Annotated in this window: 14 protein-coding genes; 8 read left to right on the forward strand and 6 right to left on the reverse strand. The window is 62.3% G+C overall.

The features are described from left to right. Window position 1 precedes the first annotated feature (1 nt). Window positions 2-439 carry a hypothetical protein gene (locus WNZ15_RS16075; RefSeq protein WP_342894009.1) on the reverse strand — a complete coding sequence of 146 codons (438 nt, stop codon included), beginning with the start codon at window positions 437-439 and terminating at the stop codon, window positions 2-4. Window positions 440-680: 241 nt separating this feature from the next. Here WNZ15_RS16075 and WNZ15_RS16080 point away from each other — a divergent pair, with 241 nt between their 5' ends. Further along, entirely contained in the window at window positions 681-3,302 is a 2,622-nt protein-coding gene (locus WNZ15_RS16080; RefSeq protein WP_342894010.1) for an SH3 domain-containing protein, read from the forward strand. A gap of 47 nt (window positions 3,303-3,349) precedes the next feature. Here WNZ15_RS16080 and WNZ15_RS16085 read toward each other — a convergent pair whose 3' ends face one another. Continuing rightward, window positions 3,350-3,517, reverse strand: coding sequence for an Lrp/AsnC ligand binding domain-containing protein (locus WNZ15_RS16085; RefSeq protein WP_342894011.1), 168 nt, complete (start codon window positions 3,515-3,517; stop codon window positions 3,350-3,352). Window positions 3,518-3,556: 39 nt separating this feature from the next. Here WNZ15_RS16085 and WNZ15_RS16090 point away from each other — a divergent pair, with 39 nt between their 5' ends. Beyond that, window positions 3,557-4,237, forward strand: a complete 681-nt coding sequence (locus tag WNZ15_RS16090; RefSeq protein WP_342894012.1) for a class II glutamine amidotransferase — start codon at window positions 3,557-3,559, stop codon at window positions 4,235-4,237. A gap of 144 nt (window positions 4,238-4,381) precedes the next feature. Here the strand turns inward: WNZ15_RS16090 and WNZ15_RS16095 are convergent, their stop codons facing one another. Next, window positions 4,382-4,960, reverse strand: coding sequence for an HD domain-containing protein (locus tag WNZ15_RS16095; RefSeq protein WP_342894013.1), 579 nt, complete (start codon window positions 4,958-4,960; stop codon window positions 4,382-4,384). A 103-nt stretch (window positions 4,961-5,063) separates the two neighbouring features. After that, window positions 5,064-5,636, reverse strand: a complete 573-nt coding sequence (locus tag WNZ15_RS16100) for a helix-turn-helix transcriptional regulator (RefSeq protein WP_342894014.1) — start codon at window positions 5,634-5,636, stop codon at window positions 5,064-5,066. Window positions 5,637-5,961: 325 nt separating this feature from the next. Between WNZ15_RS16100 and WNZ15_RS16105 the strand changes: the two genes are divergently transcribed. Then, entirely contained in the window at window positions 5,962-7,212 is a 1,251-nt protein-coding gene (locus WNZ15_RS16105) for an 8-amino-7-oxononanoate synthase (RefSeq protein WP_342894015.1), read from the forward strand. Then, complete coding sequence (locus WNZ15_RS16110; protein ID WP_342894016.1) at window positions 7,209-8,051, forward strand: SDR family NAD(P)-dependent oxidoreductase; 843 nt, start codon at window positions 7,209-7,211, stop codon at window positions 8,049-8,051. The genes WNZ15_RS16105 and WNZ15_RS16110 overlap by 4 nt, the downstream gene beginning before the upstream one ends. A 266-nt stretch (window positions 8,052-8,317) precedes the next feature. Here WNZ15_RS16110 and WNZ15_RS16115 read toward each other — a convergent pair whose 3' ends face one another. Next, entirely contained in the window at window positions 8,318-8,689 is a 372-nt protein-coding gene (locus WNZ15_RS16115) for a VOC family protein (protein WP_342894017.1), read from the reverse strand. Window positions 8,690-8,793: 104 nt separating this feature from the next. Further along, window positions 8,794-9,429 carry a DapH/DapD/GlmU-related protein gene (locus tag WNZ15_RS16120; RefSeq protein WP_342894018.1) on the reverse strand — a complete coding sequence of 212 codons (636 nt, stop codon included), beginning with the start codon at window positions 9,427-9,429 and terminating at the stop codon, window positions 8,794-8,796. A gap of 386 nt (window positions 9,430-9,815) precedes the next feature. Here WNZ15_RS16120 and phnC point away from each other — a divergent pair, with 386 nt between their 5' ends. The 4 genes from phnC (at window position 9,816) to phnE (WNZ15_RS16140) (ending at window position 13,936) form a co-directional block, all read left to right on the forward strand. Further along, window positions 9,816-10,649: a phosphonate ABC transporter ATP-binding protein gene (gene phnC / locus WNZ15_RS16125; RefSeq protein WP_342894019.1), complete on the forward strand. Its 834-nt coding sequence runs from the start codon at window positions 9,816-9,818 to the stop codon at window positions 10,647-10,649. A 57-nt stretch (window positions 10,650-10,706) separates the two neighbouring features. Then, window positions 10,707-11,624, forward strand: coding sequence for a phosphonate ABC transporter substrate-binding protein (phnD, locus tag WNZ15_RS16130; RefSeq protein ID WP_342894020.1), 918 nt, complete (start codon window positions 10,707-10,709; stop codon window positions 11,622-11,624). A 114-nt stretch (window positions 11,625-11,738) separates the two neighbouring features. Continuing rightward, window positions 11,739-12,587 (forward strand): phosphonate ABC transporter, permease protein PhnE, encoded by an 849-nt coding sequence (phnE, locus tag WNZ15_RS16135; RefSeq protein ID WP_342894021.1) that lies wholly within the window; start codon window positions 11,739-11,741, stop codon window positions 12,585-12,587. An 11-nt stretch (window positions 12,588-12,598) separates the two neighbouring features. Further along, complete coding sequence (gene phnE, locus WNZ15_RS16140) at window positions 12,599-13,936, forward strand: phosphonate ABC transporter, permease protein PhnE (protein WP_342894022.1); 1,338 nt, start codon at window positions 12,599-12,601, stop codon at window positions 13,934-13,936. Window positions 13,937-14,071: the final 135 nt, after the last annotated feature.

The raw sequence follows: 14,071 nt of genomic DNA on the forward strand, positions 1-14,071 counted from the left end.
GTCACTGCCAGTTGTCATTGGGCAGGTGCTGGGCGACGGCATCGGTGCTGTAGCCGTCCCGGCCGCGGCGCATGTTGAGCGCACGGACAGGCACCTGGTAGTTGCGTCCCGTGTCCGACTGCCGGCATTGCCGTGTACGGTAGGCAATGTTGTCCGGCACGCCGATTGTGTTTTGCACCAGAACGCAGAAGACCTGATACTGGCCATTGAGGGGCACCTCGCGCCGGGCGCCCTGCGCCACGACGATCTGACGGTGCCGATTGAAAGACCGGTCGAACAGCAGAAAGTTGCAATATTTGGAACTGCCGTCGGGCCCGCGGGTGCTCTGGCAGTAGAACACCTCCGCATTGGCCTGGCCGGCGGAGAGAAGCGGTAGAAGCAAGCCTGCGAAGACAGCGGCGGCGGCACCTGCAAGGGCGGTTCGGTAAGCGGTCGGCATGAGATCGGATCCCTGAATTCGTCGCGGATGGTGCAAGTGTCATCTTGCAGCCGGAATATGGCTTCATGGACTGGAAGCTGAATGTGCCGCGCATCACTGGACATTTCACGGCCGGCTGCGCAGGATCCGATATCCATGTCTTGGCTGATCCGTTTTTCAGTCGATACCGTGCCGAAGCCTGGATCAACCAGCCGGTCACCCACGCGGGAGAAAGCCAGTGCGCAAGGTCCTTTCAGTCCTCATGTCCTCAACCCTTCTTCTCCAGACGGTACTTGTGGAAGGCGTGCTGGCCGCGCCGGCGGTTACAACGGCCAACGTCAATTTCCGCCAGGGGCCGGGAACCGGTCACGGCTCCCTGGGCACGGTGCCGAACGGGACGCCGGTGGACCTGGAAAACTGTGATGACAGCGGCGCCTGGTGTTCGGTCAGCTACAACGGCCAGAACGGCTTCATCAGCGGCCGGTACCTGCAACTGACGGAGCCGGAGGAGACCACCGGCTGGCCCCGTTCGTTCCGCACGGATGCCGGGGCCACGCTCGTGCTCTATCAGCCGCAATTTACCGAATGGGACAACTTCAAGACGCTCAAGGCACTGGTTGCCGCCGAATATCTCGAAAACAAGGATGCCAAGCCGGTCTTCGGCGTGATTGGCGTCAGCGGTCAGACCGTGGCGGACCCCGACAAGGGCGACATCGATGTCAGTGCGCTCCAGGTGACACGGCTTGATTTTTCCGCGCTCGGGCGCGAAGCGCTTACGGATCTTTCGCTGCAGGTCGGCAAGATCATGCCCACCGGCACGATCACGGTGAAGGAGGACCGGATCACCGCGGGCCTCGCCGAATACCAGCGCATGGAGGATGTCCAGGGCCTGGGAACGGAGGCCCCGCCGGTTTTCGTATCCACCGAGCCCGCCATTCTGGTGCAGACCGAAGGGGCCCCGATCTTCGCACCGGTCAAGGGCGTGCAGGGCCTCGGTTTCGTCGTCAACACCAACTGGGACATTCTCAAGATCGACGAAACCGGAGAGCTTTATCTGCGGGACGAAAAAGCCTGGATGTCGACGCAGGACGTATCGGCGGGCTGGCAGCCGGTGACCGAATTGCCCGAGCCTATCAGCAAGCTGCCCGACGACGACAACTGGAGTGACACCCGGGAGGCCATTCCCGCTCAACCGTTGCCCGACAACAAGGCGCCGAAGGTCATTTATTCCGACAAGCCGGCCGAAATGATCCTTTTCGATGGCGAACCGAAACTGGAACCTGTCGAAGGGACCGGACTGGAATGGGCGTCCAACACGGACAGCGACGTGTTTTTCCTGAAGTCCACGTCCACCTGGTACATTCTGGTCTCCGGGCGCTGGTTCAGATCGTCGTCGCTTGAGGGTCCCTGGGTCTTCACCACGCCGGACATGCCCTCGGATTTCCTCAACATTCCCGAAGACGCCCCCTACTACTCGGTGCGCGCCACCATTCCCGGCACCTCGGAAGCCGCCCAGGCCCGCCTGAAAGCGAGTATTCCGACGACGGCGCGGGTCGAGACCGGTTCGCTCAGCGCGGATGTGGCCTATGCGGGGGATCCGGAGTTTACACCGATCGAAGGGACCTCGATGTCCTATGCGCTCAATACGAGCGACCAGGTCATCCAGGTCGGCGCGAAATACTATGTGCTCCAGGACGGTGTCTGGTTCGTCGGCGACAGCCCGGAGGGACCGTTCGAGGTGGCAACCTCGGTTCCCGACCAGATCTATACCATCCCGCCGTCCTCGCCGGTCTACAACACCACCTATGTGCGGATCTACGAAACCGAACCCGGTGCGGTCTGGTACGGCTACACGATGGGGTATCTGACGGGATTCCTGGCCTGGGGTGTCTTCGTCTACGGCACGGGCTATTACTACCGGCCCTGGTACCGTCCCGGCGTCCGGCCGATCTACTTTCCGCGGCCGGTGACTTACGGTATCGGCGCCTTCTACAATCCCGTGCGCGGCACCTACGGCCGCTATGGCTATGCCTATGGCCCGCGGCGCGGCATCGCCGGAGGCGGCATCTACAATCCGCGTACCGGCGGTTACATTCGCGGCGGCGCCATCAGCGGGCCGCGCGGCAGCGCCGGCTTCATCTCAGCCTATAACCCGCGTACCGGCAATCGCATTGTCGCGGGCGGCGCCAGGGGGATCTACGGTTCGTGGGGCGGCAAGGTCGTCACCGGACCGCAGTGGTCCAGAACGCGCGCCCTTCAGGCCGATGGGGCGAAGCGCTGGCAGCAGGAAGGCGCGGCCGGACGGGTGGCCAGTCTCGATCGGCGCGGCGATGTCTTTGCCGGACGGGACGGCTCGGTCTATCGGCGCGAGGGCGAAAACTGGCAGAAATTCCAGGGCGGCAGATGGGGGGAGGTCGCGGCACCCTCGCGTGACGACATCCGGAACCGGCTCGGGAATGCCGGCGCGGGGGCGGCGATCGGCGCGGGCGGAGCACTGGCGAACCGGCCGGCCGGCGACAGGACCCGGCCCAATGTCCAGCGCCCCAATGTGCAGCGCCCAACGAACCTGCCGGCTGGCCAGCGGCCAAATGTTCAAAGGCCGAACGTGCAGCGGCCGGCCCAGCGACCGAACGTGCAGAGGCCATCTGTGCAAAGGCCGCCCGCGCAACGGCCCAATGTGCAGCGGCCCAATGTCCAGCGACCGGCGCAGCGCCCCGCGACCCGTCCGGCACAGCGGCCGCAGGCGCCCGCCCACCTCAACCGCGACCGCAGGGCGCGTCAGTCCGGCAACAGCCAGGTCAACCGGCAGCGCAACGTGCAGCGGTCCCGGCCGCAACAGGCACGGCCGCAGCGCGGCGGTGGTGGCGCACGCCGCCGCCGCTGAGGCGATCCTCATTCGCGGTGCTGGTGGCGTCTTTGTGTTGAAACACGCTAGATGGGCAGGTCGCGGGCAACCGCGATCGCCTCCATGGTCATGTAGGACGTGACCGTGTCCAGGTCGACCTTCTCGATCAGGCGCTGGTAGACCCTGTCAAAGGCGTTCATGTCTTCCACGACCACTTTCAGCACGTAGTCGTAGTCGCCCGCGATCCGGCGCATTCGCTGATCGATCAGAGCCGGAATGCGCTGTCCTGCAAGATGCCCGTGAATGCGGACGGATTCGGAGTCGCCTGGTACGGCGATCAGGACACACCTTGCCTTTACAAGGATGTGCGGCCGGCCTGGTCCGATCCGAACCTGTTGCAGATTGCCCGGCACATCCGCTCGGGACACTTCCTGGCCCATGTCAGGGCATCGACCGGGACCGCGACCACGCGCGACAACTGCCACCCGTTCACCCATCAGCGCTGGAGCTTCATGCACAACGGCCAGGTCGGCGGATACGGCAAGCTGCGCAGACGTCTGGACAACATGATCCCCGACGACCTCTTTCACAACCGGACCGGCGGTACCGACAGCGAATGCCTGTTTCTGGTGGCGCTGGCCTATGGTCTGGACCGCAATCCGCGCGCGGCCATGGTCCGCGCGATCTTCGAAGTTGAGGCGTTGTCGCGCACCGCAGGGTCCGCGCCGCATATGCGCTTTGCGGCCGGGTGGTCGGACGGCAAGACACTTTACGCGGCCCGCTATGCCTCCGACAGGTTTGCGCCGACGCTCTACTACCGTGTCTATGACACCGGCGTGATGGTCGTCTCCGAACCTCTGGACGAGGCCCGCGACTGCTGGCAGGAAGTGCCGCAGGGCCACATGATCGAGGTGCGGGACGGCAAGGTCCGCCAGATGACGTTTCTCAGCGACGAGGAACCGGCGATCGCGTGAAGTCCAGTGGGCAACTCTCGATCCAGTGTCAGGCTGTCTCGATCCCGGCGCTGGCGACAAGTGCCTGTTCCTGGTCGAAATCCTGTCGGCATCGGCGACTGCAATTCCTTGGTGACAGCAGGTCCTGCTTCGCCAGGGCAGCACTCATGTTTCGGCAAAGCTCCGGATCATTTCAAGGGTTTCTGCGTCCACCCGGTCGCGGATCTGACGCGTCAGGGGGTGATAGTCCGTGCGGTCGCGGCCGTAGGTCAGGTTGAACCTGTAAAAATCCGCGGACGGCGGCGGCATCAGGAGATGCTGGAAGATGGTTTCCAGCTTGTCGAAGGCCTTGGCGAATCGCGCTTCGACTGTCTCTGCCCCGGCATATTCGTCCCATATGGCAAGCAGGTCTTCCGAAAGGTCCGGGGGAAGCGGTGCGCAAAGGGTACAAAAATCGCGCCTTTCGCGCGCCTGCCGGTCGTCACCCGGCTTCTGCTCCGGGGCGGGGACGTCACCTGAGATCGCCTCGCCCAGATCGTGGACTAGGCACAGCTTCAAAAGCTTCGGAAAATCGATGCCCTTGAGCTCTTTTTCCAGAAGCAGGACCAGCAACGCGAGGCGCCAGCTGTGCTCGGCGGTGCTTTCCGGCCGGCCTTTGCGGGTGGTACCGGAGCGGATCGTGTCCTTCAACTGCTCTGCAGCCTGGAGAAAAGCCAGGATCCCGGACAGTCTGTCGGCGGCCATCGGCGCATCTGTATCGGGGGCAGGGGATGAGGTAGGCGATGTCATCTGTGTCATGTCCGCAAGCCTAGCGGCAGTGCGTCAGCCGGACGATGCCATGAATATTTTATGCGGCGGGTAAAGGCTCCTCGCGCACCAGCCGGGCAAAACTGCCATCGGCAAGCGGCAGCCGGGATATCCTGATACGGCTTTCCGGGATGGTCATTTCGGGAAAATCGGCCCGTTCGGTCTGAAACAGGATGTCGGGACTGTCCGGCTCGTACCAGCCACGCTCTGCAAGACTTGCCTCCGCCGATCGAATGCCTTCGGACGCAAAGCGCCACAACGGCAGATTGAGGAATTCACTGACCGGGGCACGCCACTCCCGTGTGCGGGCAGGGGATATCGCCAGCAGCCGGTGGGTGAGATCGCAGACCAGATGCACCGGGGCACCGGATCCGGCCACCAGATCGACGAGCGCTCTGTCGGCCGCCGTTTCGGGCCGCGCGCGGAGCATCCGGGTTATTTCCAGAAGGTGCTGCCCTGCGGGCGTTGCCTGTCCGCTTTCCCACCTGGAGACACGGGCCTGTGAAACCCCGAGTTCGTGTGCCAGCACGTCCTGCTTGACGCGGTTGAGCATCCGCCACCGGCGCAGTGACGGGCCAAGACTGTTCTGAAGGACGGCTGGTTCTGCGGACATGAGGTCAGTTTATCCGGTCCCGCTGAGAAAAGCAGTGCAAATCGACGCGAGACAATGCGTCGGAAAGAGACGTGTAATTGCAGGCTGAAGCCCAAGTCGGGTGGGTGGAAGAACTTTCCTGGAGCTGGCGAACGTAATTTAATGTATAAATAATCGTCTAGCTTAATATAAATTAAATTTATACTAAAATTCAAATATTTAATACTTGTTGTCAGTGTTGAAGTATTGGTGTCTTCTATTTTTGATTGAAAGCATAGCCGGGTATTCGTGAAGGGGTCACGGAGCTCAAGTAGGGAACATTTTTCGCAATCGAGGTGGCATACTTATGGGCATCAAGCGTCAGGCGGCAGACACCGCATTTCACAACAGGATATACGACAACGCAATGATGCAGCGGGTCCGGCAGACCCGCGCGGCCGGGCAGTATTGCTATCACATCGCCCAGTGCCCGGTGGGAACGGACGAGACCGAAATCGACGGCCGTAGGCTCATTCTACTTGGCTCCACCAATTACCTGGGTCTCGCGCAGGACCCGAGGGTGGTCGAGGCGAGTGTAAGGGCGAGTGAAAAATACGGGACTTCCTGCACGTCGAGCCGCCTTCTCACGGGGACACGGCCCGTCCATGAGGAGCTTGAGGCCCGATTGGCGCGCTTCCTGGGCAAGGAAGCTGCTCTTGTCTTCACGACGGGCTACCTCGCCAACATTGGCGCCATTCCGGCATTGATCGGCCGTCACGACGGCGCCTATTTCGATGCCGAGGTTCATGCCTGTATCGTCGACGGGGTCATGCTCTCCGGCGCGGAGCGCTATCGCTTCCGCCATAACAATGTCGAGGACCTGCGCAGCCGGTTGGCGCATTCGGAACATGAGCGCAAACTGGTCCTGATCGACAGCATCTATTCCCTGGCCGGCGACCTCGCGCCACTCGAGCAGATCGTCGATGTGGCCGACGAGCATGGCGCCTGGGTCATGCTGGACGACGCGCATGGCTGCGGTGTCATCGGTCCGGGAGGACGGGGTCTGGCCCATGCAACGGGCATGGCCGACCGGATTCCGGTCATCATGGGGGTTTTCAGCAAGTGTTTCGCCTCGACGGGTGGTTTCGTGGCGGGCTCGGCGGATCTCATCGATCACCTGCGTTTCAACGCAAGGTCGTTTCTGTTCAGCAATGCCCTGGCCCCGGGGCAGACGGCAGCGGCTCTTGCGGCCCTCGACATTCTGATCGCGGAGCCGGAAATCGCTGAACGGGCCTGCGCGCTCGGCGACAGGGCGCGCCGGGCCCTGCGTGCCATGGGATGGCGCTGCGGCGGTGACGGAACCCAGATGGTTCCGGTTCTGCTCGGCAACGATGTTCTGGCCTTCAAGGTGACCAAGGCGCTTGCCGATGCCGGGGTCCTCGTGAGCCCGGCCGTTCAGCCGGGCGTGCCGAAGGGCAAGGATCTCCTGCGGATCACCTTCCCGCCGACGCTGAGCGAGGCCAGCTTCAGCCGGGTCCTTGACGCGTTCCAGGCCGTTGCCGGCCAGTTTCCCGAAGCGCTTTGCGGCGTCGAAGAACGCGCGATGAGCGACGCATGACGGTGTCAAAGCCGCAGCATGTGGCCATCTCCGGCGCCGGAGGGCAGCTCGGCCGCGCGTTGGTCGACGTCCTGTCGCCCGTGGCCACGCTCCTGTCGGTGTCCGATCGCGACATAAACGCCCTTGAGGGTCTTGCCCGGACAGGTCCGGAGGCCGGGCCGGAAGAGGCGCCGAAGGACGGGCCGAAGGAGAGGAGAGCCAGCATCCACACGGCCCCGGTCGATGTCGGCGATGGTGACGCCTTGAGGCTCTGGCTCGCGGCCTGCCGCGAGCGCGGGCGGCTCGACTGGATGATCGTCAATGCGGGGCTGGGTGGACCGGCCCCAGAAGGGTCCCTCGGTGAGGACCCCTTGCGCACCGCCGCGCTGATCGATGTCAATTTGCGGGCGGCCATCGAACAGTGCCGCCTCGCCTCTGAGATGATGATTGCCGACGGCGGGGGACGGATCGTCCTGATAAGTTCGCTGTCCGCGAAGATCGGCTATCCGCAGGCACCCGTTTATGCGGCGACGAAAGCGGGTCTGAGGGCGTATGGTCTGTCCATGGCAGCCCGCCTGGCCGGAACCGGCGTCGGTATCACCATCGCCCTGCCGGGCTTCCTGAGCCGGGGCATGGCGGAAAACAGCTCCTGGCGGCCGTTCAGCATGGCGCCGCGGCAGGCCGCGCGCAAGATCGTCAGGGCGGCATCTTCGGGACGCACGGAAACAGCCTTCCCTGGATCCATGTCGGCAGCCGTCGGCGCGCTCGGCCTCCTGCCGGCCTCCCTGCGCGGCACGATCTATCGCCGCTGGTCCGGGCAGAGGCAGAGTGTTCACGAACGCCAGGGCATGTTGCGTTAGATTGAATTCAGGATCTGGCCCGAACGCAATTGCATTGCAAACGGTGCCTCGGGCCTCGTCCCTTACCCAGACAAGCGAAACACGCCATAGAGTGGTTTTTGATCATATTGAGCCCTTTGTCCGGCCCATCGGACATCTTTTCAAGTGCCACCGCTTGCTTCGAGTGGCTTGAAAGCCCTGTCGGAAGCGTTGTGTCGCTTGCGCGGTGCACCTTGCCGGGCAAGCCGTTCAAGGCCATCAGACAGGCCAGGAAAATCGGAAAGCGCTTAGCTGATACCCGGATCCCGAAAGGCCCGGCTGGACACTTGCAGGGAATTGCCGTCCGGGTCCTTGGCATTGGCGAATTGATATCCGTCCGCCTGATGAGGAGATCCAAAGACAAGTCCGTTGCTCTTGGCCGTTTCGCAGAAACCTGGAATATCCTCGATATCAAAGACCAGCTTGACCAGAACTTGCCCCAGTTTCTGTGCTTTACCCGCCTTGTGCAACAGAAGACGTGCTCCGCCATCAGCGGGGATGAGTTCCGTGATCCTGTCCGAAGGCGATTGGAGAACGGAAAAACCAAAATGCAGCGCGTAGAACGCTGCGCTGCGGTCCACATCCTTGACGTAAAGAATTATGCGCGTAATCGACGCCATGAAGCCGACCTGACCAGTTCGCGAAAGGGAGGGCGGACTTTGCCCGTGTGAACGAGGATAATTGTCTCGGGCAGATGGTCAAGCTGTCTCCCGCCGTCGACAGGTTACTCGGTCTCACTGTATTTTTCGATAAACGCATCTATGGACAGCAGTCGGAAATCCGGCAGCCGGGCCTTGAGCTGGAGGTGGTTCCAGTCCCACCAGGAAATGCCGAGCAGCGCCTCTTCCTGGGCTTCAGTGAACCGCCGCTTGATCGGTTTGGCGGCGACGCCACCGACAACCGTATAGGGCGCCACATCCTTGGACACCACGGCGCCCGCTGCGACGATCGCACCCGTGCCGATGGTGACACCGGCAAGAACGGTCACATTGTGTCCGATCCAGACGTCGTGGCCGATGGTCACCCAGTCATCCTTGCGCCACTGAAAGAAGTCGGCATCGTCCTCGCCCAGGCCGTAGGCGGCGGCACGATACGTGAAATGGTGCTGGGAGGCGCGCCATGTTGCGTGGTTGCCCGGATTGAGGCGGACCCGGCGCGCGATGGAGCAGAATTTTCCGATTGTCGACCAGACCACGTCCCCGTCCTGGACGATGTAGGAATAGTCTCCCATCCGGCTCTCCCGCATGTCCGTCCGTGCGCCCACCTCCGTCCAAATGCCCAGGTCGCAGTCCAGCACACTGGCCTCGGGGTGAACATTCGGTGCTTCGGTCAGGGATGGTTTTCGGGAGGGTGCGGACATGGGGGCTCCATCTGCTGTCATGGCTGTTGCAACGCCGTGTTCTAGCGGTGGCGGAAACGAAAATGGTGACAACCTGATGACAGATCAGTGACCGGCCGCGCTTTTTTCACGATTGGGAAACCGCGGGGAAAGTGGCCCGGCCGCGCAGAAGTGCTCCAGGCGCTGCGGGAATATTGGGCAAATCACAGCAATGGCGATCTTCAGGAAGATATTGCCCGAATTGCCGGATTTCGCTGCTCGCAGCCGGTTTGCATGGTTTCAGGGCAGGGGTGTCACTGAACTGTCATCAATTTTTGACGGTTTGGTCAAGTGACTGTCATTTTACTGCAATGGTCCGGTGGCTCTTGTCGCGCAGCAAGACGAACCAACACGGACAGGGCTGACGCGTGATTCACTTTCAGGAAGTCACCAAGAACTTCGGGTCTCGGACCGCGGTCGATAATGTGAGCTTTGAAATCAGCCAGCCGCAGATGGTCGGTATCATCGGCCGTTCCGGCGCCGGCAAATCGACGCTGCTTCGCATGATCAACAGGCTGACCCCAGCCAGCTCCGGAAAGATCCTGTTCGAGGGCCGGGACATTCTCAGCCTCAAGGGCGGCATGAAGCGCCGCTGGCAGCGCGACTGCGCCATGGTGTTCCAGCAATTCAACCTGGTCCCGCGCCTTGACGTGGTCACCAACGTGATGCTCGGCCGGCTCAATGGCCACGGCACCTTGAAAAGTCTCTGCAATGTTTTCAGCGCCAAGGACGTCAACACCGCGCTCGCCGCCCTGGACCGGCTGGGGATTGTCCAGGAGGCGACCAAACGCGCCGAGGAACTGTCCGGGGGTCAGCAGCAGCGCGTCGCGATCGCAAGGGCGCTGATGCAGGATCCGCACATGATCCTGGCCGACGAGCCGATTGCCTCGCTCGACCCGATGAATGCCAAGATCGTCATGGACGCGCTGCGCGAGATCCACGAGCGCGACAACAAGGTCGTCATCTGCAATTTGCACACGCTCGACACGGCACGCAGCTATTGCGACCGCGTCATCGGCATGCGCGACGGCCTGATCGTATTCGACGGCAAACCGGACGAACTGACGACCGGTGCCGCCCGCGAGATCTACGGAGCCGACGAAAGCTTCAACGAGGCTGCGACCTCCACGTCCATCGATGCCGGCACTGCCGGCTCCAAAGAATCCGCCGGCGTGATGGCCCCGGCGGCAGCAGCGGTCTGATCCGGCTGCACACCCTTCAATGTCATCGCGATTGAGAACTCTCGGAGAGTGTCCCAAATGAAAATCCTTGTTAAAGCCGCAACACTTGCTGCGGTGAGCATGATCGCCCTGAATGCCTCTGTTGCAGGCGCGGAAGAAATCACCGAATTCCGCATCGGCATCCTGGGCGGCGAAAACGCCTCTGACCGTCTGCGCGCCTATGAGTGCCTCGAGCAGAAATCAGCCGACCTTCTCGGCGTTCCGGTCAAGCTGTTCGCTCCGGCCGACTACAACGGCGTGATCGAAGGTCTGCTCGGTGGCAATCTCGACCTGGCATGGCTGGGCGCTTCCGGCTACGCGAAGGTCTTCCTGACGGACCCGGAAGCCGTTGACCCGGTTCTGGTCAAGGTCAACGTTGACGGTGGCTACGGCTACTATTCCGTCGGTTTTGCCCGCGTCGACAACGAGATCAACTCGCTGGACGACATGAAGGGCAAGGTATTCGGCTTCGGTGATCCGAACTCCACATCCGGCTACCTGATCCCGTCCATCGCCATCCCGCAGGAAGGCTACTCCATGAAGCCGGGCGAATACTTCGGCGACGTGGTCTTCACCGGCGGTCACGAGCAGACCATCATTGCCGTTGCCAACGGTGACATCGACGCCGGCGTGACCTGGGCCGACGGCCTTGGCGAATGGGAAGACGGCTACAACTCCGGCGCCCTGCGCAAGGCGTCCGATGCCGGCCTGGTCGACATGACTGAAATGCGTCAGATCTGGCAGTCTCCGGTGATCCCGGAAGGCCCGATCGTTCTGGCCAAGAACCTGCCGGAAGACGTCAAGCTGAAGATGACCGGTCTGATCGCTTCCATGAACTCGATCGATCCGGACTGCGCCTACAACATCGCGGCCGGTGAGACCAAGGGCTTCATGCCGATCACCCATGAAGCTTACGAGAACATCATTGCCGCCCGTAAGGCGAAAAACGCAAACTGATCGGTTCTCCGGAACCCGGACGCGGGCCGATCTCGGCCCGCGTTTTGTTTCCAGACCTCTTCCAGATCCTGATTGTCCACAGACCCCAGAGATCACCGCCAAAGGAATCCGGTAATGGCCGTTGCCGCTCTCGAACAGGAAATCCTGACACTGCGCAAGCGCCGGCAGCTTTACTCCCTGATGGGCGTGTTGCTGGTTGTGGCCGTGGTCGTCTCCGGATATTCGAAATCCAACGAGATGAACTCCGGCGGTTTTCTGCAGGGCCTGTCCAAGTTCTTCGACTATCCCGGCGAGATCGTCGTCGAGGCCTGGCAAGCCGGTCCGGCATTCTTCGGGCTGATCATCCAATACATTCCGGCCATGCTGGAAACCCTGAACATTGCCGCCGTCGCCACCCTGTTGGGCGGAGCGATCGCGGTGGTTTTCGCAATGGCGTCGACGCGCAACGTGGACAGTTGGGGACCGCTCATTCCGGTGGTCAGGCGCATGATGGACATCATGCGCGCGTTCCCGGAACTGATCGTGGCGCTCTTCCTGATATTTGTGCTCGGGTCCAGCCCGATCCCCGCCATGATCGCGGTGGCCTTTCACACAGCCGGCGCGCTGGGCAAGCTGTTCTCCGAGGTCAACGAGAACATCGACCGCAAGCCGATCGAGGGCCTGTCCGCCTGCGGCGCCAACTGGCTGCAACGGGTCCGGTACGCGGTCATGCCGCAGGTGGCGCCGAATTACCTGAGCTATTTCCTGCTCCGCCTGGAGATCAACGTGCGCGCATCCGCCATTCTCGGCTTCGTCGGTGCCGGCGGGATCGGCCAGGAGCTGCGCCGCACCATCGGCTGGGGGCAGGGCGCCGGGGATGAGACGGCGGCGATCTTCGTGCTTCTCTTCCTGACCATAATGCTCATCGACCAGACATCGTCCTACCTGCGCGGCAAGCTTGTCGGCGCCGGCCGGGCCCATTGAGGAGTTTCGAAATGGCTGTCGACACGCTCAATGAACCGGTCTTTGACCGCAGCACTGTGTTCCAGAACGTGCGCCGCCGCGCCTGGGTCACCGTTGGCTTTCCCGTCGCGATCCTCATGTATCTTGCATACACCTGGTTTGCGTTCGGCGTGCCGGATCTGCTCGCCAAGGCCCGGCCGGAGCGGGCGGCGATCCTGGCAACGGACTCCGTCGCCTACAAGGTGCACGTCACCAAGTTGCTCCGCCGCGACCTCATGGAAGTGTCGGTCGAGGGCGAACGCAGGGCGACCTACGAAACAGATGACTTGCCGGACTGGGTCCAGGTGGACGGGACCGACGCACAGGTCGATCTCGGCCAGGGCTATACCGTCTCGATCACCGGCAAGGTGATGGAATTCGATGTTCCGGACTACGGTCTGATCAAGGTGACCGCGACCGATACCGGTGTGCGCACCCAACTGCCGCCGGGACCGGTGCCGGACTGGCTCACGGACAATCCGAAGAGGTTCGATGCCCGTCCGACGCTGGACCGGCGCGTCCAGGTGACCCGCACCAAGATCGAGGTGCACAATTTCTTCGGTGGCTGGGAGAACTTCTGGTTCCCGTTCCAGTCCGAACTGCACGGCATGCCGTTCAGCCAGCTCTGGGCGCTGGCATTGTCCGGCGAGCGTATCGATCCTCTGCAATCCAACATGTCGCTGATCCTGCATGAATTTCTCGACAACCCGGACTGGCAGCACGGTGAAGTGTTCATGGCCCTGTTCGAGACCATCATGATGGCCGTTCTGGGCACGTTGACCGCCGCGTTCTTCGGTCTGCCTCTGGCATTTCTGGCAGCGCGCAATTTCACGCCGTCCAGGTTCCTGCGGTTCGGGACCCGCCGTCTGTTCGACTTCCTGCGCGGCATCGACATGCTGATCTGGTCCCTGATCTTCATCCGCGCCTTCGGCCTCGGGCCGCTGACCGGCGCCCTGGCGATCGCGTTCACCGACACCGGCTCGCTCGGCAAGCTGTTCTCCGAAGCGCTGGAGAACATCGACAACAGGCAGGTCGAGGGCGTCCGGGCGACCGGCGCCAACCAGATCCAGCGCTACCGGTTCGGAGTCATTCCGCAAATTCTGCCGGTCTTCGTGTCCCAGGTGCTCTATTATCTGGAATCGAATACCCGGTCTGCCACGGTCATCGGTGCGCTCGGTGCCGGCGGCATCGGGCTCATGCTGGTTGAAACCATGAAGACCTCGCGGGATTGGGAAAACACCAGCTACATCATCATCTTGACCATCGTGGTCGTGATCCTGATGGATCAGGCGTCCGGCTGGCTGCGCCGCAGGCTGATCGAGGGCAAATAGCCCGCTGCGCCCTTACAAGGTGAAGACCCGGCCCGGAAACGGTGCCGGGTTTACCGCTTAGCGCTTGATAACCACGCGATCCTTCTTCCTGCCCCAATTCCGTCGCGCTAGCGTGGCAGCGTTCAGGAAATGATT

This window comes from Roseibium sp. AS2 (assembly GCF_038900065.1).
GTDB lineage: Bacteria > Pseudomonadota > Alphaproteobacteria > Rhizobiales > Stappiaceae > Roseibium.

Excerpts from the sequence above, each read along its gene's own strand:
- WNZ15_RS16075 (WP_342894009.1), bottom strand. The coding sequence starts at position 439 with ATGCCGACCGCTTACCGAACCGCCCTTGCAGGTGCCGCCGCCGCTGTC.
- WNZ15_RS16080 (WP_342894010.1), top strand. The coding sequence starts at position 681 with ATGTCCTCAACCCTTCTTCTCCAGACGGTACTTGTGGAAGGCGTGCTG.
- WNZ15_RS16085 (WP_342894011.1), bottom strand. The coding sequence starts at position 3,517 with ATGCGCCGGATCGCGGGCGACTACGACTACGTGCTGAAAGTGGTCGTG.
- WNZ15_RS16090 (WP_342894012.1), top strand. The coding sequence starts at position 3,557 with ATGCCCGTGAATGCGGACGGATTCGGAGTCGCCTGGTACGGCGATCAG.
- WNZ15_RS16095 (WP_342894013.1), bottom strand. The coding sequence starts at position 4,960 with ATGGCCGCCGACAGACTGTCCGGGATCCTGGCTTTTCTCCAGGCTGCA.
- WNZ15_RS16100 (WP_342894014.1), bottom strand. The coding sequence starts at position 5,636 with ATGTCCGCAGAACCAGCCGTCCTTCAGAACAGTCTTGGCCCGTCACTG.
- WNZ15_RS16105 (WP_342894015.1), top strand. The coding sequence starts at position 5,962 with ATGGGCATCAAGCGTCAGGCGGCAGACACCGCATTTCACAACAGGATA.
- WNZ15_RS16110 (WP_342894016.1), top strand. The coding sequence starts at position 7,209 with ATGACGGTGTCAAAGCCGCAGCATGTGGCCATCTCCGGCGCCGGAGGG.
- WNZ15_RS16115 (WP_342894017.1), bottom strand. The coding sequence starts at position 8,689 with ATGGCGTCGATTACGCGCATAATTCTTTACGTCAAGGATGTGGACCGC.
- WNZ15_RS16120 (WP_342894018.1), bottom strand. The coding sequence starts at position 9,429 with ATGTCCGCACCCTCCCGAAAACCATCCCTGACCGAAGCACCGAATGTT.
- phnD (WP_342894020.1), top strand. The coding sequence starts at position 10,707 with ATGAAAATCCTTGTTAAAGCCGCAACACTTGCTGCGGTGAGCATGATC.
- phnE (WP_342894021.1), top strand. The coding sequence starts at position 11,739 with ATGGCCGTTGCCGCTCTCGAACAGGAAATCCTGACACTGCGCAAGCGC.
- phnE (WP_342894022.1), top strand. The coding sequence starts at position 12,599 with ATGGCTGTCGACACGCTCAATGAACCGGTCTTTGACCGCAGCACTGTG.